This is a genomic window from Ilumatobacter sp., assembly GCF_039969435.1.
Lineage (GTDB): Bacteria > Actinomycetota > Acidimicrobiia > Acidimicrobiales > Ilumatobacteraceae > Ilumatobacter_A.
Genome location: NZ_JBDVNU010000021.1, coordinates 43799 through 63608, shown reverse-complemented (window position 1 = coordinate 63608; position 19810 = coordinate 43799). Strand labels below are relative to the sequence as shown.

At 68.9% G+C, this 19810-nt stretch carries 20 protein-coding genes and 1 pseudogene; 9 read left to right on the top strand and 12 right to left on the bottom strand.

The features are described 5' to 3' along the window. Window positions 1-74 precede the first annotated feature (74 nt). Window positions 75-1292, bottom strand: coding sequence for a zinc-binding dehydrogenase (locus tag ABJK40_RS12085; protein ID WP_348480740.1), 1218 nt, complete (start codon window positions 1290-1292; stop codon window positions 75-77). Window positions 1293-1401: 109 nt separating this feature from the next. Beyond that, window positions 1402-3822 carry an HAD-IB family phosphatase gene (locus ABJK40_RS12080; RefSeq protein ID WP_348480739.1) on the bottom strand — a complete coding sequence of 807 codons (2421 nt, stop codon included), beginning with the start codon at window positions 3820-3822 and terminating at the stop codon, window positions 1402-1404. A gap of 62 nt (window positions 3823-3884) precedes the next feature. On the opposite strand from ABJK40_RS12080, the gene ABJK40_RS12075 reads away from it, so the two are divergent. Beyond that, window positions 3885-4481 (top strand): TetR/AcrR family transcriptional regulator, encoded by a 597-nt coding sequence (locus tag ABJK40_RS12075; RefSeq protein WP_348510275.1) that lies wholly within the window; start codon window positions 3885-3887, stop codon window positions 4479-4481. Between the two features lie 60 nt (window positions 4482-4541). Here ABJK40_RS12075 and ABJK40_RS12070 read toward each other — a convergent pair whose 3' ends face one another. After that, complete coding sequence (locus ABJK40_RS12070) at window positions 4542-4973, bottom strand: helix-turn-helix transcriptional regulator (protein ID WP_348480737.1); 432 nt, start codon at window positions 4971-4973, stop codon at window positions 4542-4544. A gap of 64 nt (window positions 4974-5037) precedes the next feature. Continuing rightward, entirely contained in the window at window positions 5038-6198 is a 1161-nt protein-coding gene (locus tag ABJK40_RS12065; protein ID WP_348480736.1) for a D-alanine--D-alanine ligase family protein, read from the bottom strand. Window positions 6199-6223: 25 nt separating this feature from the next. Between ABJK40_RS12065 and murF the strand changes: the two genes are divergently transcribed. The 4 genes from murF (at window position 6224) to ABJK40_RS12045 (ending at window position 9241) form a co-directional block, all read left to right on the top strand. Then, window positions 6224-7525: a UDP-N-acetylmuramoyl-tripeptide--D-alanyl-D-alanine ligase gene (murF, locus tag ABJK40_RS12060; protein ID WP_348480735.1), complete on the top strand. Its 1302-nt coding sequence runs from the start codon at window positions 6224-6226 to the stop codon at window positions 7523-7525. 101 nt (window positions 7526-7626) lie between these two features. Next, window positions 7627-8001: a metalloregulator ArsR/SmtB family transcription factor gene (locus ABJK40_RS12055; protein WP_348480734.1), complete on the top strand. Its 375-nt coding sequence runs from the start codon at window positions 7627-7629 to the stop codon at window positions 7999-8001. Then, the gene (locus tag ABJK40_RS12050; protein WP_348480733.1) at window positions 7998-8537 is read left to right on the top strand and encodes an SRPBCC domain-containing protein; all 540 of its coding nucleotides are present in this window, start codon (window positions 7998-8000) and stop codon (window positions 8535-8537) included. The genes ABJK40_RS12055 and ABJK40_RS12050 overlap by 4 nt, the downstream gene beginning before the upstream one ends. Before the next feature lie 38 nt (window positions 8538-8575). After that, window positions 8576-9241, top strand: coding sequence for a dihydrofolate reductase family protein (locus tag ABJK40_RS12045; RefSeq protein ID WP_348480751.1), 666 nt, complete (start codon window positions 8576-8578; stop codon window positions 9239-9241). Here the strand turns inward: ABJK40_RS12045 and ABJK40_RS12040 are convergent. Continuing rightward, window positions 9133-10056: a VOC family protein gene (locus ABJK40_RS12040; protein WP_348480732.1), complete on the bottom strand. Its 924-nt coding sequence runs from the start codon at window positions 10054-10056 to the stop codon at window positions 9133-9135. The genes ABJK40_RS12045 and ABJK40_RS12040 overlap by 109 nt on opposite strands. 114 nt (window positions 10057-10170) lie before the next feature. On the opposite strand from ABJK40_RS12040, the gene ABJK40_RS12035 reads away from it, so the two are divergent. Further along, window positions 10171-10563 (top strand): VOC family protein, encoded by a 393-nt coding sequence (locus ABJK40_RS12035; RefSeq protein WP_348480731.1) that lies wholly within the window; start codon window positions 10171-10173, stop codon window positions 10561-10563. Between the two features lie 62 nt (window positions 10564-10625). On the opposite strand, the gene ABJK40_RS12030 is transcribed toward ABJK40_RS12035, so the two are convergent. Beyond that, complete coding sequence (locus tag ABJK40_RS12030) at window positions 10626-11405, bottom strand: IclR family transcriptional regulator (RefSeq protein ID WP_348480730.1); 780 nt, start codon at window positions 11403-11405, stop codon at window positions 10626-10628. Between the two features lie 102 nt (window positions 11406-11507). Between ABJK40_RS12030 and ABJK40_RS12025 the strand changes: the two genes are divergently transcribed. From ABJK40_RS12025 to ABJK40_RS12015, 3 genes are read left to right on the top strand one after another with little or no spacing between them, the layout of a single operon-like run. Continuing rightward, window positions 11508-12614 (top strand): ABC transporter substrate-binding protein, encoded by a 1107-nt coding sequence (locus tag ABJK40_RS12025; protein WP_348480729.1) that lies wholly within the window; start codon window positions 11508-11510, stop codon window positions 12612-12614. Continuing rightward, on the top strand, window positions 12611-13354 hold the full coding sequence (locus ABJK40_RS12020; RefSeq protein ID WP_348480728.1) for an ABC transporter ATP-binding protein: 744 nt from the start codon (window positions 12611-12613) through the stop codon (window positions 13352-13354). The genes ABJK40_RS12025 and ABJK40_RS12020 overlap by 4 nt, the downstream gene beginning before the upstream one ends. Further along, a complete protein-coding gene (locus tag ABJK40_RS12015) occupies window positions 13341-14222 on the top strand; it encodes an ABC transporter permease (protein ID WP_348480727.1) in 882 nt (293 codons plus the stop codon). The genes ABJK40_RS12020 and ABJK40_RS12015 overlap by 14 nt, the downstream gene beginning before the upstream one ends. A gap of 41 nt (window positions 14223-14263) precedes the next feature. Here the strand turns inward: ABJK40_RS12015 and ABJK40_RS12010 are convergent, their stop codons facing one another. The 6 genes and pseudogenes from ABJK40_RS12010 to ABJK40_RS11985 form a co-directional block, all read right to left on the bottom strand. Further along, window positions 14264-15460 (bottom strand): NAD(P)/FAD-dependent oxidoreductase, encoded by a 1197-nt coding sequence (locus ABJK40_RS12010; protein WP_348480726.1) that lies wholly within the window; start codon window positions 15458-15460, stop codon window positions 14264-14266. Window positions 15461-15534: 74 nt separating this feature from the next. Next, entirely contained in the window at window positions 15535-16857 is a 1323-nt protein-coding gene (locus ABJK40_RS12005; protein ID WP_348480725.1) for an MFS transporter, read from the bottom strand. A 93-nt stretch (window positions 16858-16950) separates the two neighbouring features. Beyond that, a complete protein-coding gene (locus tag ABJK40_RS12000) occupies window positions 16951-18144 on the bottom strand; it encodes an epoxide hydrolase family protein (RefSeq protein WP_348510274.1) in 1194 nt (397 codons plus the stop codon). Continuing rightward, window positions 18141-18512 (bottom strand): annotated as a pseudogene (locus ABJK40_RS11995) (diguanylate cyclase); the annotation flags it as partial. The gene ABJK40_RS12000 and the pseudogene ABJK40_RS11995, both read right to left, overlap by 4 nt. Before the next feature lie 82 nt (window positions 18513-18594). Further along, complete coding sequence (locus tag ABJK40_RS11990; protein WP_348478836.1) at window positions 18595-18891, bottom strand: hypothetical protein; 297 nt, start codon at window positions 18889-18891, stop codon at window positions 18595-18597. Window positions 18892-18993: 102 nt separating this feature from the next. After that, window positions 18994-19794 (bottom strand): TIGR03084 family metal-binding protein, encoded by an 801-nt coding sequence (locus ABJK40_RS11985; protein WP_348478833.1) that lies wholly within the window; start codon window positions 19792-19794, stop codon window positions 18994-18996. Window positions 19795-19810 lie beyond the last annotated feature (16 nt).

Here is a 19810-nt window from a genome sequence, read left to right as displayed (position 1 = left end):
GCGTCCGACAGAGCGGACGCGAAGGTCGAACGGTGGTGTCGCCGGTGCGAGGGCCGGCCGGACCGTCGTGTCGGTCATGCGCCGTCTCGCAGGTCGAAGGCGATCTTCACGGCGCCGCGGCGACCGGCACCGGCTGCGTGGCCGATGGCATCGACGTGGTCGGCGAGTCGGTAGGTGGCGGACAGCAACCGCTCGGCCTCGACGGCGTTCACGGTGTCGATCGCCAGTTGGAACGTCGTGGTCGACGAACCGTCGTGCAGCGTCTCGGTGCCGTAGGTGTACGCGCCCTTCAACTCGATCTCGCGGTGCCACAGCCCGGTCATGTCGAGGTCGACGCGGCTCGGCATGCCGAGCAGGACGATCCGCCCGCGCGGTCGGGTGAAGCGGAGACAGTCGGCGATGGAGGCCGACGAACCGACCGCGTCGATGGTGACGTGTGCACCGCTCGACAGTGCGCCCGACTCGCCGTTGCCGATCATGTGGCAACCCACTTCACGCCGCACCGCCCGGTCCAGGTCGGATGCGGCGACGGCGACATCGGCACCGAGCGCTTCGGCCAGTGCACGCTGGTGGGGATAGCGGGCGCCGACCACGATGCGTGCGCCGGGGACGTACCGCTTCAGTCCGGCGACGGCTGCCAGGCCCATCGTCCCGGCGCCGAGCACGGCGACCACCGGCTCGTCGACGCCGACGAGTGCGGGAGCGGCGAGGAGCGCGGCGTGGATCCCACCGGCGAACGGTTCGACGAGCACCGCTCGTTCGTCGGACATGTCGTCGTCGATGCGGTGCAGTTGCGATTCGTGGGCCCAGAACCACGGCGCCCATCCGCCGCCGGTCGAGCAACAGAATCCGGTCTGGATGGCGGGCTCCACGCCCTGGGGCGAGGTGACGGCGAGGTGTGCGTAGTCGTCTCCGTCGGCCGGCGAGGCGCCGTCGAACGGCAACTCGATGCCGCGGGCAGCGTGGCCGAGCACGGGTTCGAGGACGACACGCGCCCCGGCCGACTCGCCCTCGGCGAGCTCGCCGACGACCTCGTGGCCGGGTACGAACGGGAAACTGACCCAGTCGTCGAAGTAGGTCGACGCGTGCCCACCGACGAGCGACAGGTCGGAGCCACAGATTCCGGCCAGCCGTGTGCGGACCCGGTGCCAGCCATCACCCGGACACTCCGGGTCGTCGATCGTGCGGTGTTCGAGCGGTCCGACCTTCGTCGATCCCGACGGCGACACGGCGCCCAGGATGCGCGCCGCACCGAACTTCGCGACGCTGCGCCGGATCTGCAACGCCTTCACGACGCCACCTCCATCGCCCGATCAGCCACTTCAACGAGTTTGCGTGACGCTTCCGGTTGTCCCGACGACCAGAAGTGTGACGCAAACGGTGGGGGGGAGGGGGTGGAGGTCATGATCCCACCTTGGCGAACTTGCGGCGGCGCTCGCGCTCCACCATCAACTCGCCGATGGGGAGGAACGGCTGGGGAGCTCCCGGGGCCTTCGCCCAGTGCTCGACCAACCACCCGCGCTTGCGGGCGATCGTGGCCAGGCGCGTCTCGGGGTTGACGGCCACGGGGAAGCCGACGGCTTCGAACAGCGGCAGGTCGGAGGAGGAGTCGGCGTAGGCGACGGCTTCGCCGATGTCGAGCCCCTCGGCGCTGCAGTAGTCGGCGAGGATCTGGGCTCGCGCCTCCCCGGTGGGCGGCACGGCGTGCATCTCGCCCGACAGCGTGCCGTCGGGGCGGACCATCATCTCGGCGGCGACGATCTCGTCGAACAGCGGCTTGAGGCCCGCCACGTTGAAGTCGAGCGCTCCGGTGATCAGCACGGTGCGGTGCCCGAGCGCGCGGTGCGCACGCACCCGACGCAGGCCCTCGGGGAACGACTTCGTCATGATCAACTGGGTCAGCATCTCGCGGGCGTCGGTCTCGATCTGCTCCGTCGGGGCGTTCTCGTACCGCCGGTAGAAGTGACGCAGGAAGTCGGTGCGGTCCTGACGGTCGAGGCGCAGGAGGCCCGGGGCTTCGAGGATCGTCCGCACGGCGTACCGGATGCGCTCGGGTGTGTCGAGGCGACGCGTGGCGAGCCACGAATACGACTCGACGACGTTCGACGAGATCAGCGTGTTCTCCAGGTCGAATGCTGCGACCTGTCGCTTCGGGTCGAGGGCCTGCTTGCGCATCCGGGCCATGCGGTCGACCGACTTGGACGCGCCCGGGGTGGTCTTGACGCGAGCGTGCTGGATGATCGACGGGAGGTGGATCTCGTTCACGTAGTGGTCCCAGTCGACGGACCGGGGATCGATGTTGAAGTCGGCGCGGTCCTGGGGCCCCATCGCGTCCCACAGACCCATCAGGTTGTCGACCTGGTAGATCGCCTCGCACTCGGTGTAGAGGCCGTACAGCTCGACGTACTCGAGTGCGGTCTCGACCTCCAGCCGCTTCTCCTCCAGTTGAGCGGACAGTTCGGCCTGGCGGCCCCGCAGGGGGAGTGCCTGGAGCACCTTGTCGGCGGTGGACAGCACCGTCTTGGCCTGCGTGAGCTGGCGTTGCACGCGGCCACGGCCCGGGAACCGCCACTCCGGCACGACGATCGGCTGGCCCTTCGGGTCGTACAGCGGATTGCGGGTGAACCAGCCGGTGACGTTGTCGACCATCCGGCGGTACTTGAGCGGATTGATGCCGCCCGATGCGACCTGGGTGATGTCGGGGGCCCGCTCGGGTCCGGCGGCGGCCACGGCGATGATCGCTGCGACGACGATGTCGACCGGGATCACGTCGACCGTTCCCTCGGGGACACCGGGGAACTCCTTGAGCAGGCCGCGGGCGAAGGAGATGATCACCGGTTCGGCCATGCGGAAGCCACGGATCCATCCCGGCTTCGGTTCGGCGAGGGCGGACTCGATGATCGAGGGTCGCACGATCGAGACGGGCACAGCGCCCTTCGTGTCGGTCAGGGCCTGCTCACCGAGTGCCTTGGTGAACGCATAGGCGTCCGGCCAGCCGACGCTCGCAGCGCGCATGCGGCCGGCCTTGACCAGTTCGGCGCGGACCCACTTGTTGCGCAGGTCCTCGGTCTTGGTGGCGAGCGCAGGTGCACCAGCGGCGCCGATCTCGGATCGTGCTTCCTTGCGGAACCTCGTCAGTTGCTCGGGGAGTCGGCTGAGGGCGTCGGTGTCGCTCCGCAGCCGCTTGGTGGCGGCGACCTCGGCTCGCCAGTCGATGCCGATGTCGAAGGGGCCGTCGCTGACCAGGATCTCGGGTGCGTTGCCGCGCCGGTTTCCCGCCACGTAGCAGGTGGACACCGCCACCAGGTGCGGGGTGACGCCCATCTCGTTGGCGAGGTTCGCGATGCGGGTCGGGCCGAGCAGGTTGATCTCGACCGCGGAGTCCATGGGCGAATCGAACGACACGGCGGCCGCCGAGTGGATGATCGTGTCGGCGGTTCCCCAGAGTTCGCGATCCGCTGCATTCAGCCCGAGCCCGTCCTGGGTGACGTCGCCGGCCACGGTGGTGATGCGACCCGCGACCTTCGACTCGAAATCGTCGCCGTGGGTGTCGCGGAGTCGATCGAACGCATCGTTCTTGAGGATCTCTCGCTGAGTGCGTTTGGCGGCGGGCGTGCGACGTCCGTCGCGGACGAGCAGCACGAGCTCGCAGTCGGGGATGCCGCGCAGGAGTCGCTCGACGAGCGCGGTCCCGACGAACCCCGTCGACCCGGTGATCGCGATCCGCTTGCCCGACAGCGATGCGGGGATCGTGGGGGTCGCGGCGGGGGACGCGGACCCCGTGGTCGTCGTCACTGTGTCGTCGGTCGGCACGGTTGACATGTCTACCACGATCCTCTACCAATTGGTAGAGAGATGATTCGGCGACGTGAGGGACAGAATCGGTGAGCTCGGTCGCGCCGACCCGGGATCGGATCATCGACGCGTCGGTCGATCTGTTCGGTGCCCGCGGTGTCGATGCCGTGTCGCTCGACGAGATCGCACGCGACGTCGGGGTTCGCAAGCAGACGGTCCTGTACTGGTTCGACTCCAAGGACGTGCTCGTCGACGCGGTGCTCGACGCCGTCGCTGCGGAGCTGTTCGTGGTGATCGATGCCGCCGTGCGCGCCGCTCCGGACGACCCGCTCGAACGCATCGACGCGATCGTGCGTGCGGTCTTTCGTCCCGCCGTACGGCGGCCGGCACTGCTCGGCCTGTTCCGCGAGGTCAGTCGACTCGATGTCGGTCAGGCCGACCGACTCCGTCGACGCATCCAGCCTCTCGTCGATCGTGCCGTGGACTACCTCGCCGGCGAGATGTCGTCGGGTCGCCTGCGCGTCGGCGACCCCGGCCTCGTGGCCGCACTCGGCTACGCGACGCTGACGGGGATCGCCACGGAACCCGAGGCGCTCCGCGCCGTCGGCTGGAGCGCCGACGCTGCGGGACTCCGTCGGCTCCGCGACGAGTTGCGATCGTTCCTGCGCTCGGCCCTCGCGCCCTGAGTCGGGCGAGGGATCGTGTCGGGCCCCGTCGGCGATCCGAGACCAGCCCGGCACGGGAGGTCAGGTGCCGAGTGCCGAGAGCCGGACGTCGAGCGTGGCGAGTTCGCCGAGGGCGTCGGCGAGTCGTGCCTGGGTGGCGCGCAGGTCGGAGCGGATGCTCTCGAGTTCGGTGTCGCGCGCCGACGGCTCGACGCCGTGGCCCATCATCAGCCACGACAGGCTGACACCGAGGATCCCGGCGACCTTCACCAGTCGGTCCGAGCGGAGCTGCCGGCGACCGGATTCCCAGTCGGCCATGGTGGTCGGCGTGACCCCGAGGCGGTGAGCGAGTTCGTCGGAACCGATCCCCATCGCCGTGCGGGCCTCGACGATCCGGGCGCCCAACTGGTGGGTCTCGTCGTCGAGATCGGCGTCGGAGGCGTCGCCGTCGGCATAGAAGGCGGCGAGCCCGAGTTCGTCGTCGGGTGCGGTCGTTCGGATTTCTGCAGGCATGACCACTCCAGTGTGCACGAGTCCGTGCTCGATCCGAAACACGCCCGCCTGCTCGCCGGTTGCCTCAGTGCTTCGTGTTGCGGCGGCGACGACCGTGACGTTCGAGAGCGAGTTCGACGAGTCGGTCGATGATCTCGGGGTAGCTCACTCCGTCCGCGATCCACATCTTGGGGAACATCGAAATCGGTGTGAAACCGGGCATCGTGTTGACCTCGTTGCACAGGAACCCGCGCCCACGGCCGTCGGGGTCGGAGGGGTCCTCCCAGAAGAAGTCGACCCGTGCGAGCCCTTCGCAGCGCAGCGCCCGGTAGGTGCGGATCGCGAGTTGCTGCGCTTCGGCGAGCGCCTCGTCGCCGATCGGGGCGGGGATCACCGCGAACGACTGGTCCGACACGTACTTGTCGTCGTAGCTGTAGAACTCGTCGCCGGGCACGATCTCGCCGGGCGTGGCGGCCTGGGGGTCGCGGTTGCCGAGCACCGCCACTTCGATCTCCTTGCCGACGATCGCCTCCTCGACGACGATCATCTCGTCGTAGGCCAGCGCCAGGTCGATCGCGTCGTCCAGTTCCTCGACGGTCCGGGCCTTGGACACGCCGACCGACGATCCCATGTTGGCGGGCTTGACGAACACGGGGAGCCCGAGTTCGTCGGCGAGCCTGCCGGCGAGACCGGGTGTGATCTCGTGTTCGCCGAAGGCCCGGTAGGCGGCCTGGGGGATGTGGGCGGCGGTGAGCACCTGCTTGGCCATCGCCTTGTCCATCGCCACGGCGGAGGCCAGCACGCCGGCGCCGACGTAGGGGAGGTTCGCGAGTTCGATCAGCCCCTGCACGGTGCCGTCCTCGCCCATCGGACCGTGGAGGAGCGGCATCACGACCGTGGTGGAGGGCTCGGCGGACGCGGCCGACAGCAGCGCGGTGGGCGACACGGCGGACCCGGCTGGGTCGAGGCGCCCCGGGAGGTTGCCGGGGCCGGACGCCAGCGCATCGGCGGCGGTGTCGGCGATCGCCCACGTCCCGTCGGTCGAGATGCCCACCGGCGTGATCCGGTACGAGGACGGGTCGGCCGCAGCGAGAACGTGTGCGGCGGTCGTACACGAGACGTCGTGCTCGGCCGACTCCCCACCGAATAGCACGATCAGGTGGATCCGATCGTCGCGGTCTACGGACGCGACATCCCGCTCGGTCGCCGAACCGGATCGGGTGGGTTGCATCCCGGACTCGCTCATGTTCCCGACGGTACCGTCGCGCCCCATGAAGATGCTGGCATCCGACGCCGCCGAGGGAATCGGTGGCCGCCTGCTCGGCCCCGACGTCGAGTTCGACGGCGCGTCGTTCGACACCCGCACGATCGAGCCGGGCCAGTTGTTCGTGCCGATCGTCGCGGAACGCAACGGTCACGAGTTCATCGGCCAGGCCTACGCGGCCGGGGCGGCGTTGCACCTCAGCAGCGAACCCGACGACTTCCGCAGGGACCACACGGCGATCGAGGTGGCCGACACCGCACGTGCGCTGATGGCCCTGGCCGCCGTCGCCCGGCAGCGAAGCGAGGCTCGCGTGGTCGGGGTCACGGGCAGCGTGGGCAAGACCTCGACGAAGGACCTGATCAGGGCGGCGTGTCAGGCAGGGCTGCGCACGCGGGCGAACGAGCGCAGCTTCAACAACGAACAGGGTCTGCCGGTCACGATCCTCGATTCGCCGGACGACACCGAGGTGCTGGTCCTGGAGATGGGGATGCGCGGATTCGGCCAGATCAGCGCACTCTGTGAGGTCGCGCGACCCGAGATCGGGGTGGTGACCACGGTCGGCCACTCCCACACCGAACTGGTCGGGGGAATCGACGGCGTGGCGCGTGCGAAGCGGGAGCTCGTCGAAGCCCTGCCGAGATCGGGCGTGGCGGTGCTGAATGCCGACGACGGCCGGGTGTCGGCGATGGAGCGCCACACCGGCGCCTCGGTGCTCACTTTCGGTTCGACCGGCGACGTCCGAATCGGCGACCTCGAACTCGACGAACTCGCCCGCCCGCGCTTCACGCTCTCCACACCGTGGGGCCGCTCGTCGGTGCGGCTCGCCGTGAGCGGCGCACACATGGCGATGAACGCCGCGGCTGCCGTCGCCGTGGCCGGGTCGTTGGGGGTCGATCTGGGGGCGGCGGTCGAAGCGCTCGGCGAGGCCGACGTGTCGGGCATGCGCATGGAGGTGACACGCCTCCCGAGCGGTGCGATCGTGATCAACGACGCCTACAACGCCAACCCGACCTCGATGGCGGCTGCGCTCGATGCCGTCGTGGCGATGCACGCCACCCGGCGCTTCGCAGTACTCGGTCTGATGGGGGAACTCGACGACCCCGGCGAAGGCCATCACGAGGTGGCCCGGCGCGCCGAAGCCCTCGGCGTCGACCTCATCTCGACGGGGACCGACCTGTACGGCGTGCGCCCGACCGACGACCCGGTCGCCGCGCTCGGCGAACTGGGCGAGGGCGACGTCGTGCTCGTCAAGGCCAGCCGGGCGGCGGGCCTCGAACGGGTCGTGGCACGACTCCTCGCCGGCACGTAGCACCTTGACCGTGCCCGACGGGAGTACGTGCGCGGAGCCCCGGAGAACCTGCGGAACATATCTGCTTGTGCATATATACGTCGAGGAGTATGTTCGGTCCGGTGTCGAGCGACCTGGCCGTCCTGCGGGTGATCGCCGATCCCACGCGCCGCCGGATCCTCGACGTCGTCCGGGGCGGCGAGCACTCCGTCACCGAACTCGTCGACGCCGTCGGAGTGGACCAGCCCGGCGTGTCCCGCCATCTCAAGGTGTTGCGCGACGCCGGACTCGTCGACGTCCGTCGCGACGCTCAGCGCCGGATGTACCGCTTGCGCGCCGAAGCGCTTCGCGACCTCCACGAGTGGCTCGAGCCGTACCGGGTCGAGATGGTCGACCGCCTCGACTCACTCGAACGCCACCTCGAGCGCACGTCGCAACGCATCGACCCGAAACCCACCGACCCGAAACCCACCGACCTGAAAGAGCACACCGCATGACCGATGATCTCACCACCCGCTACGACGGTGTGGTCGAACGCACCGCCGCCGGAGGGGTGATCCGCTTCGAGCGACACCTCGGCTACGACATCCACGACGTCTGGGACGCCATCACGACCCCGGAACGACTCGCCGACTGGTGGCTGCCGTTCGAGGCCGACATCACCGTCGACCTGCGCGAGGGCGGCGAGATGGTGTTCGCCGGGTCATCCGACGGCGAAGCGATCACCCTCACCTGCACGATTCTGCGCATCGAGCGTCCGGTGCTGTTCGAACACACCCACCCGGCTGCGGACTCGACGATGCGCTGGGAACTCCGAGCGGTCGACACCGGCAGCATCCTCCGTCTCACCCACACGGTCACCGACGTCCAGGATGCGATCGACAACTGCTACGTGGTCGGACTCCAGACATCGCTCGACCGTCTCGAACCCAGCCTCGCGTCGAGGCCGGAAGCGTGGGACTGGGACGCCTTCGCGGCCGGCCAGGAGCACTACGCCGACCTCGGTCTCGCCGCCCCGGTGGAGCCGTCGTGAGCAGCGCGACGGGACAACTCCTCCGGGTGCAGAACTTCATGCTCTCGACCGATGGCTACGGCACCGGCGAGGGCCAGAGCTTCGAGCGGCCGTTCGGTCACGCCGACCCGTCGGCGCTCGCCGCGTGGGCGGGGGCCACGGCGAGCTGGCCGAACCGCACCGAGCCCGGCGGCACCCGCGGCCTCGACGACTACTTCACCCGCGACTTCACCCACAACATCGGCGCCGAGATCATGGGGCGCGGCAAGTTCGGTCCGCAGCAAGGACCGTGGGAGGACCTGGAGTGGGAGGGATGGTGGGGCGAGGACCCACCGTTCCGGACGCCGGTGTTCGTGTTGACCCACCACGAGCGACCGACGATCTCGCTGTCCGACACGACCTTCCACTTCATCGACGCCGACCCGGCTGAAGCGCTCCGACAGGCGTGGATCGCCGCCGACGGCAAGGACGTCCGCCTCGGCGGTGGCGTCTCCACCGTGCGCGAGTTCCTCGACGCCGACCTCGTCGACACCATGCACGTCGCCGTGGCCCCGGTCGAGATCGGACGTGGGGGCCGACTCTGGGAGTCACCCGACGAGCTGCTCGACCGTTTCCATCACGAGCGCGTCCCGAGCCCCAGCGGCATCACCCACCACCTGTTCTGGCGCCGGGAGCCGCACCCCGCCGACGACCCCGGAACGGCGGCGAGCAGCTCACGCGGCTGACGTCTCGACCGCCGGTCGCCGACCCGGACCGCGGTGCGAGTGGACGGCGCGACCGATCGCCGCCACGTCGGAGGGCCGCTCGGCTCTCGGGGAGTCAGCACGCAGAACTCGTTGCCGTCGGGGTCGGCCATGACGATCCAGTCGGTGTCGCCCTGCCCGATGTCGATGCGACTCGCGCCGAGTCCGACCAGACGGTCCACCTCGTCCTGCTGGCGGACGTGGGCGGGCGGAGCGATGTCGAGATGGAGACGGTTCTTGCCGGTCTTGGTCATCAACGGCGGTCCGCTCCACTGGATGATCGGGCCGGTGCCGTCGGGAGCACGGATCGCCGTCTCGTCGTCCTGATCCCAGATCAACGGCCACCCGAGCACCGCGCTCCAGAAGAGGCCGACCCTGCGTGTGCCGTCGGCGTTGATCGCGCCGAGACGCGGGCACCCGGCGAGAAACGTGCTGTCCGGCGCGATGACGCAGAACTCGTTGCCCTCGGGATCGGCGAGTACCACGTGGCCCTCGTCGCCACGTTGGCCGACGTCCACGTGGCGGGCGCCGGCTTCGATCAGGCGGTCGACCGTGTCGCGTCGATCCTCGATCGACGTCGTGGTCAGGTCGAGATGGATGTTGTTCCGACCCACCTTCGTCTCCGTGGTCGGCTCGAAGAGGATGTCGAAGCCGGTGTCGTCGGTCGGGCGCAGCGAGGACTCGCCGTCGGGTCCTCCGATCTCCCAGCCGAGTGCCTCGGCCCAGAACGTCGCCATGCGCGTCGGATCGTCGGCGTCGAGACACAACGAGATGATGCGAGACGTGGCCTCGGGCACGGCACGAGGATCCCACGCCCGGGCCTCACGACGCCAGCACGATCTGCCGTGCTGCCGCAGGTGGCGTGGTGCGTGCGGAGACCCCTCGAGACGGGTCGGGTACCGTCTCGGATCGTGGCCGTCGAACTGAACCACCTGGTGATCGTCACGCGTGACAACCGTGAGGGCGCCACCTTCATGGCCGACATCCTCGGCCTCGAGGTCGGGCCGGCGATGGGCCCCTTCCTGCCGATCGAGATGTCGAACGCCGTCACCCTCGACTTCTTCACCCGTGAAGGCCACCACGAGGAGGTCGCCCACGACGCGTTCCTGGTGTCCGACGAGGAGTTCGACCATGGGATGGAACGTCTCGAAGCCCTCGGCGTGACCTACTTCCCGACACCGTGGATGGACCCGCCGGGCGAGATCAACCACAACGACGGCGGACGCGGCGTGTACTTCCTCGACCCGACCGGCAACACCATGGAACTGATCACCACCCCGTACGGCACACCGGCACCGCAGTAGACCGATCCGACGATGGCGGCTAGGTCCACTCCCGGTTCGGCCGTGTCGTTCCCGGTCGGTGGTCAGTGTCGGATGACCAGGGCGGCGATCTCGGTGGCGGCATCTCGCACGAGCGGGGCGAGTTCGTCGAGTCGTGCGGCGGGAAGTCGGACGCTCGGGCCCTGGAGGCCGATGGCGGCATGGGCTCGGCCGCGCGTGGAGAGCACGGGAGCGGCGACCGCGGAGACGCCGTCGTAGCGCTCCTCGATGTTGATGGCGTAGCCGCGCGACGCCGTTACGGACAGCTCGGCTTCGAGTGCGTCACGTTCGGTGATGGTGCGATCGGTGAAACGTTCCAGGGTCGGGATCCGAGCGACCTCCGCATCGATCGACGAGGCCGAGAAGGCGAGCAGCGCCTTGCCCATGGCGGAGGCGTAGGCGGCGAGTTCCGATCCGGTCGGGTGGTCGAATCGAAGGGGGGCCGGGCCCGTTGCGCGGTCGATGACGACGACCTCGGTGCCCCGTCGGACCGCGAGGCTCGCTGATTCTCCCGATCGCTGCGAGAGGTCGTCGAGGACGGGTCGTGCCAGTTGGTAGCCCGAGTTCTCGATGGCTCGTTGGCCGAGCACGGCGATGCCGATTCCGAGCCGGTACTGCTCGGTGGCCTGGTCCTGCTCGATGTAGCCCGCCCTGACGAACGCTCGCAGGACCCGGTGGGTGGTGCTCGCCGTGAGCTGGACCTCGCTGGCGATGTCGGAGAGCCCGAGTGGCCGGTCCGAGAGCCGAAGACATTCGAGGATCGCGATGGCGCGTTCGATCGACTGCGTTCCCGAGCGCAGAGGACGTCCGTCGCTGGCTGACATGCACGGAGTCTTGCAGGTGGACGTCGCCACGCGTAAAGGTGATCAGATCAATCATCAATTCCATATTGTGGTTTCATGTTTCACATTGTATCTTCAGCGGCCATGTCGTTCCCTCAACGTGTCCTCCGCCCCCTTGCGCTCGTCGCCCTGGTCGCCGCTGCCGCTGCGTGCGGCGGCAGCGACGACGGTGCGGGCGCGGCGACGCCCGGCGACGGCGCCGCGACGTCGTCGTCACGGGAAGCGGGGAGCGACGCCGGTGACGTGACGCTGCGCCTGGGCTACTTCCCGAACGTGACCCACGCCCCGGCGATCATCGGTGTGGAGGACGGCGTGTTCGTCGAAGCGCTGGGCGAGGACGTGGATCTCGAACTCGCGACGTTCAACTCCGGTACCGAGGTGACCGAGGCGATCTTCTCCGGGGCCCTGGACGCGAGCTTCATCGGACCGAACCCGGCCATCAACGGCTACGCACGCTCCAACGGCGATGCGCTGCGCATCGTGGCGGGCACCACCTCGGGTGGCGCGTCGCTCGTCGTCCGCGAGGGCATCGAGTCACCGGCCGACCTCGCCGGCACGAGGATCGCGACACCGTCGTTGGGCAACACCCAGGACGTCGCGCTGCGGGCATGGCTGCTCGAGCAGGGGTACGAGACCGACACGAGCGGAGGCGGCGACGTCTCCATCACCCCGCAGGACAATGCCGACACCCTGGCCGCATTCCAGGCCGGCGAGCTGGACGGCGCCTGGGTGCCCGAGCCGTGGGCGACCCGCCTCGTGCTCGAAGGCGGCGGACAGGTGTTGCTGAACGAGGCCGAGGTGTGGCCAGACGGTCAGTTCGTCACCACTCACCTGATCGTCGCGACATCGTTCCTCGAGGAGCATCCCGACGTGGTCCGTGACCTGATCGCCGGCCTCGCCGACTCGATCGACATCGCCAACGCCGACCCGACGGCGGCGCAGCAGACCACGAACGACGGCATCGAACGCATCACGACCACCGCCCTCGGCGAGGAGACGATCACCGGCGCCTGGGAGAACCTCGAGTTCACCCTCGATCCGGTCTCGGGATCTCTGCAGGGCTCAGCCGACGACGCCGTCGAGGTCGGCTTGCTCGAACCGGTCGACCTCACCACACCGGGCATCTACGACCTCACCCTGCTCGACGAAGTACTCGCCGAACGTGACCTGCCCGCTGTGGACGGCCTGTGAGCATCGTCCGACTGTCCGGGGTCGACAAGACCTTCGGCACCGGCGTCGCGGCGATCACCGCCCTCTCCTCGGTCGACCTCCACGTGGAGAGAGGCGAGTTCGTCTGCCTCATCGGCGCCTCCGGTTGCGGCAAGTCCACGATCCTCAACCTCGTCGCCGGGCTCGAATCGCCGAGCGCCGGAACGGTGTCGGTCGACGGACGGGTTGCGATGATGTTCCAGGAGTCGGCACTCTTCCCCTGGCTGACGGTCGCGGAGAACATCCAACTCCCCATGCGGCTCGCGGGCATCGACAAGGCGCAACGCTCCGCACGCTCACGCGAGTTGATCGCCACGGTGAAACTCGACGGCTTCGCGGCGAAGCGCCCGCATCAGCTGTCCGGCGGGATGCGCCAACGCGCCGCCCTCGCCCGCGCCTTCGCCCAGGACTCCGACGTCCTGCTGATGGACGAACCGTTCGGAGCCCTCGACGCGATGACCCGTGACATCCTCCACGAAGAACTCGACGAACTCGTGCGAGCCCGAGGACTCACGGTGCTGTTCGTCACCCACAACGTCCGAGAAGCAGCTCGGCTCGCCGATCGGATCGTCGTCATGTCACCGCGCCCCGGACGCGTCACCGCCGAGTTCATGGTCGACATCGAACGTCCCCGCCGCATCGACACCCCCGCCGTGTCGACGCTCGCCCGCACCGTGACCGACCAACTCCGCGACGAGGCCCTCGCCCATGCACACCGCTGACGCCCCCACCCTCACCATCGACACGACGCCCGACGACGTCGGTCCCGAGCGTGCGATGGCCGACGGACACCCTCCGGCGAACCGAGGAGCGCTCGCCCGCCGAGCGTGGTTCGCCGTCTGGCCCAAGATGGCCGCCATCGCCATCGGCGTCGGTGCCTGGCAACTGATCGTGTGGTCCGGTTGGCGACCCGAATACGTCCTCCCCGCCCCAGCGACGGTGTTCCAGCGTCTGGGCGAACTCATCGCCGACGGCACCGTCGCGACGGCGCTCACGACCACCGCGGAACGGGCCGGCTACGGATTCACGATGGCCCTCGCGATCGGCGTCGTCACCGGCGGTCTCGTGTCGTCGTCACGGATCATCCGATCAGCGGTGGGATCGTTGATCACCGGCCTGCAGACCATGCCGTCCATCGCATGGTTCCCGCTCGCGATCCTGCTGTTCGGGCTCTCCGAACGGGCGATCACCTTCGTCGTGGTCCTCGGCGCAGCGCCCTCGATCGCCAACGGGCTGATCACCGGCGTCGACCACGTCCCCCCCGTCCTGCTCCGCGCCGGACGCATGATGGGCGCCACCGGCTACGCCAGGTTCCGCCACGTCGTCCTGCCCGCCTCGATGCCGTCCTTCGTCGGCGGACTCAAACAGGGCTGGGCCTTCGCCTGGCGAAGCCTCATGGCCGGTGAACTCATCGTGGTGCTCGGCGTATCGGTCGGGTTCCTCCTCCAGCAGTACCGCAACCTCGCCGACGCCACCGGTCTGATCGCCATGATGATCGTCATCCTCGTCATCGGCATCGTCGTCGACACCGCACTCTTCGGCTCACTCGATCGCAGGGTGCGACGCCGTCACGGTCTCATCGAGGACTGACGGTCGAGAGGAGCAGTTGCGTCTGCGGGCGCACCGCGGTGTCAGTCGAGTGCGCCGGCGAGCCAAGCCGTGACCGGTCGGCGGCTGACACCGAAGGTGTGTCGAGCCAGGACGTCTCGTGCAGTGGCGGCGCGGCCGTCGAGACAGTTCACCCGCATCGCCGCCCACGACGCCCACGTGGTCCGGATCGCGGCTCGCCGTCGGACCTCGGCCACCTCGTCGAGCGCAGCGCACCCGGTGTGACCGCTCATCACCGATGCGAGTACGCCCACCCACGCCACCGCATCGGCCACCCCGAGGTTGAGGCCCTGGCCGCCGATCGGCGTACACGCATGGGCAGCGTCGCCGACGAGGAGCACATGACCGATGCGGAACCTGCGGGCCACTCGCCGGTGCACGACGAAGGACGAGGACCATCGCGTGTGCTCGGCAACGAAGGGTTCGATCCCCAGGCGCTCCGCAGCGACGTCGGCGAGAGCGGCAGGGTCGGGCGAGGTGCCGGGAGGCCCTGGCCACCGATCGAGGAACAGCCGGACGTAGCCGTCGACCGGCATCGGCAGGACGTGGACGCCTCCTCGACCTCGGAGGTGGAGATGCATCTCGCTGCGGTCGAACGGAAGGTCGGCGAGCATGTCGGTGACCGCGAAACTCTCGGTCGACGTCGAGCCGTCGAACTCGATGCCGAGCCCGGAGCGAACGGAACTGGCGGCACCGTCGCAGGCGATCAGCCAGTCGGTACGGCGTCGGGTCACCGATCCGGGTGCGCCGTTCGGGAGGCTCGCGTCGGCGGTGCCGATCGTGACGCCGTTCGCATCGGGTTGCACGTCGACGCACTCGACGCCGCGCTCGATCGCAACGCCTTCGTCGGCCAGCAACATCTGGAGCACACCCTCGGTGGTGCACTGCGGCACCGTGAGGGCGAACGGATACGGCGACGCTCTGCGTCCCAGTCGGTAGGTCCCCACGGAGCGGCCGCCGCACACGACGTTGATCCGCTCGATCGTCTGACCGATGTCGACCAGTCGGCTGGTCACGCCGTACGCATCGAGCCGTTCGAGCGTCGCCGGGTGCAGATCGGTGGCACGCGACTGCGAGACCGGTTCCGTCGAACGATCGATGATCGACACGTCGACGCCGTGGCGGCGCAGCAGCAGCGCCGTCGTCAGCCCGATCGGCCCGGCACCCACGATCGTGACCGACCCCCGAGGCCGACGTCGCCGTGCGCCATCGATGTCCACGCTCCACAGGGTAGAGGTGACGGTCACCAGCGTTCGGCCGCCCCGACCCGACGATCGTGAGTGCCTGGGCGGCGCTACTCGGCGGGATCGCCGACGACGAGGGGTGCCTCGCCGCCTTCGGCCTCGGTGAGGAACGACTCGGGCGGTTGACGACGCAGATCGAGCCACCAGGCGAGGAACAGGGCCCACACGGCGCCCACTCCCAGCACCGCGCGGGCGCCGACCACCTCGAACAGCACCCCGCCGATGAGGTTGCCGATCGGAACGGTTCCGCCGAACACCATGAACCAGAGCGGCATCACCGAGGCCCGCTCGCCGTCCTTCATGTTCAGCTGCAGCGACGTGGTGATCGCCGTGGCCGTCATGAAGTAGAAGAAGCCCAACACGAAGCCGACGGCGAACGGGGTGACGGGATCGCGCAACTGGGAGAAGATCGCCAGGGCGATGCCGAAGCCGGTGAACCCGCGCACGATGAGCACGCGTCGATGGAAACGTGAGAGGAACGTGCCCACCGAGATCGCCCCGAAGAACGCACCGAACCCCCACGTGGCATACAGCCAGCGGTAGGTCGACGACTTGGCGGCGATGTCGAAGTTGAGCTCGGCGACCGATGGGAAGAGGCCGACGTAGATCAGGCTGATCAGCGAGAACGAGAACATCCCGATCAGGAGGCGGTGCAGCACGAGTCGGTTCCGGGCGATCGTCAGCCCGACCCCGAGTTGACGCCAGCCACGGACGACGGTGTCGGCCTTGACATCGGGCATCTGCACCAGGACGAGCGCGGCGATGAAGAACAGGTAGGTCACCGCGTTGATGACGAAGATCAACGACACCGACAGACCGAACGCCGCGAGGATCGCCGCCAGGACGGGGCCCATGACGCGCGTCCCGTTGATCATGGCCGAGTTGAGGCTGATCGCACCGGCCAGGTCGGACCGGTGCACGAGGAGCGGCATCGATGCCTGGAACGCCGGTGCGTTCAGCGCGTTCGCCGAGCCGATGCCGGCCTGGACGAGGAAGATCCAGAGCAGGCTGGAGTCGCGGGCGACGAGGAACGCGGTGCCGAGCGTGAGGATCGCCGAGACGATCTGCATCGCCAGCATCAGCTTCTGCTTGGAGACCTTGTCGGCCAGTGCGCCGCCGGGAATCGACAGCAGGAGGAGCGGGCCGAGTTGCACGGCGATCGTGACACCGACCAGGGCAGGACTCGACGTGCGGTCCTGCACGTAGGCGGGCAACGTGACGTTCTGCATCCACGTGCCGATCTGGCTGAGCGCCAGGCCGACGAACACGAGACGGAACTTCGGGTAGGCGAGTGCGGCGCGAGCGGTTCCCGGCGTGAGGCCGTGGCGTGGAGGCTCCGCGGGCGGCGAAGTGGGGGAGGCGGCGGTGGTCATGTCGAGGTGTCGGGACTCCGGGCGACGCTACCCGTGCGAGCGCAAGCGATGCCAAGCGAATTGGAACACCGTGCCAGCGGACGGATCGGTCGATCAGCGGAATCGACGGAAGAACGTGCGGACCTCGTCGACGTACACGGTCGGGACCTCGAACGCAGCGAAGTGGCCGCCCCGGTCGTACTCGGCCCAGTGGCACAGTCCCGGATACAACGGCTCGACCCACTCGCGCACGGGTGGGACGACCTCGCGTGGGAACGACGCGAAGCCGACGGGGACGTCACCGACCTCGCGGGGCCGCCGCTTCCCGAAGCTCTCCCAGTAGAGACGGGCCGAGGAAGCGCCGTTGCCGTTGACCCAGTAGAGCATGATGTTGTCGAGCAGTTCGTCGCGCGTCAGCACGTTCTCGGGGTGGCGTGACTCCTCCGACCCGGTGTCGTCGGCGTTGTCGGTCCACGCCCAGAACTTCTCGAGGATCCATGCCGCCTGGGCCGCCGGCGAGTCGACGAGCCCGTAGCCGACCGACTGTGGGCGGGTCGACTGCTGCTTGGAGTATCCGGAGTCCCACTCGGCGTAGTAGCCGGCTCGCTCGAGCGCGCGCAGTTCGGCGGGGGAGGGGTCGTCGAGGTCCTTCGGGCGAGCGCCCATCGCGAGGGTCATGTGGATCGCAGAGCAGTGCTCCGGGTCGAGGGCTCCGATCGAGTGGGTGATGGCGGCTCCCCAGTCGCCCCCCTGGGCGACGTACCGGTCGTACCCGAGGCGAGCCATCAACTGTGTGAAGGCCTCGCCGATCTTCTCGACACCCCAACCCGTTCCGGTCGGCTTGCCCGAGAACCCGTATCCGGGCAGCGACGGCGCCACGACGTGGAATGCGTCGGACGCGTCGCCCCCGAACGCCGTCGGGTTCGTGAGCGGCTCGATCACCTTGTGGAACTCGACGATCGATCCGGGCCATCCGTGGCTCAGGATCAGTGGCATCGCGTCGTCGTGGGGCGAACGCTGGTGGACGAAGTGGACGTCGACACCGTCGGCTCCGGGTGCGCCGTCGGGATCGTGGCCCAGTCGGGTGACGAACTGGTCGAACCGGTTCAGCGACGCCTCCCGTGTGCGCCAGTCGTAGGTGTCGGCCCAGTACGCGCAGAACTCCCGCACGTAGCTCAGCGGGGTGCCCTGCGACCAGTCACTCACCGTCTCCTTCTCGGGCCAGCGCGTCGCTCGCAGCCGCGAGCGGAGGTCATCGATCACGCCGTCGGGCACGTCGATGGAGAATGATCGGACGTCGTCGCTCATCGAGGAGACGGTACGGGCTCGACCGGCGGCGAGTCGGAGCGGAGCATCTCGATCGACGGTGAATCGTGAACGGCGCGCCGTCGCTGCTTGTCGTCGTAGAGCCGACGGTCCGCATCGAGCAGGGTCGCGTCGACCGGACGGTCGCGGTGGTGACGAGCGGTGCCGACCGAGAACCGTGCCGTGACCACGGTTCCGTCCGTGTCGATCCCGATCCGTCGATCATGGTCCGGGAACTGTGCCTCGACGGGAAGCGTCGATCGGTGGACCGCCACGAACTCGTCGACTCCGAGACGAGCGACCACCAGCTGCCCGGGGATGTCGGACAGTCGGTTCGCCATCTCGACGAGGACGAGGTCACCGACGGCGTGACCGAGCGACCGGTCAGAGGATCGTGCCTGCTGAGCGCCTCGAGTTCGGCCTGCACGACGGCTCGGCGATCGATCTCGGCACTCAGTCGTTCTCGTGTCTCGGTGAGTTCGGCGACGAGGTCGTTCGCGCCGCGCAGGACCGCGACCACTTGGTGGGTGGCGATCGTGCGACCGCGGCGGGAACCACCACCGGCAGGAGCATCCCGACGGTGCCGACCGCGGCAAACGTGCCGTAGCCGAGGATCAGGAGCGGGTAGGCGATGATCACCGAGATCACGACCGACACCACGCTCACTCCGACGACGACATGGACCGTGCCACGGCGCGCCTGCCACTCCACGAGGCGACGCTGGGTGCGTGCGGAATCGAGGAGTGCCATGTGGCCGCATCGGCAGCGCTGGCTGCGGACTGAAGGACGGGATCGGACGGACCACCGGATCGCGGGATCGAGGTGGATCGTCGGAACGGCAGGTCGAGGCGGTCAGGCCACGGCCGGCCCGTCGGTCGCCTGGCCGGCGAACGCCTGCGCCTTGTTCATCCAGTCGACGGCATCGTCACCCACGACGTCGAGGCCGGTGGCGTCCACGTGTCGACACTGGGTGACCACGAGGCAGAAGTCCTCGGCGGTGCCGGTGACCGACTGCTCGGCGTCGTCGGATCCGTATCGCCACACGTCGCCCGAGGGCGCGGTCAACTCGACGCGGATGTCGGCGTCGGGCACGTCGAGTCCGCGGTTGACGTAGGTCCACTTGCGGGTGATCACACCGAGCTGCGCGATGTGCGCGAGGCGCTCGGTCGGTTCGCGCACCGCGCCGATGGCGTCGGCGACGTGTTGTCCGTGCGCCCAGCACTCCATCAACCGCGCCGTGAGGAACGACTTCGCTCCCATCGAGGGGCCGTACCAGATGACCCGGGTGTCGTCGTCGAGGCCGGCCGACGCGTCGGCGAGCACGGCGCGGTTGGCACGCCACGCCGCGAGGAGTTCAGCGGGGGTCATCGCTCGGAACGTGGCGAGCGTCAAGTCGTCCATCGTGTCGGGGGTGGCGTCCGGTGCGAACACGGGCGACAGGGAGGCGAGTGACGCACGGAAGCCGTCCTCGTCGACGATCGCGAGCGCCGCCGTGCCGTCGAAGAACGCGAGGTGGCCGATCTGGTCACGGACGGACCACCGTTCGCTCGGTGTCGGCAACTCCCACTGCTCGTCGTCCAGGCCGGCGACGAGCACGTCCAGTGCCTCCTGTTCGGCCAACAGGTCGTCTCGCACACCGGATGCAGTCGTCATGCAGGCGACGATACGT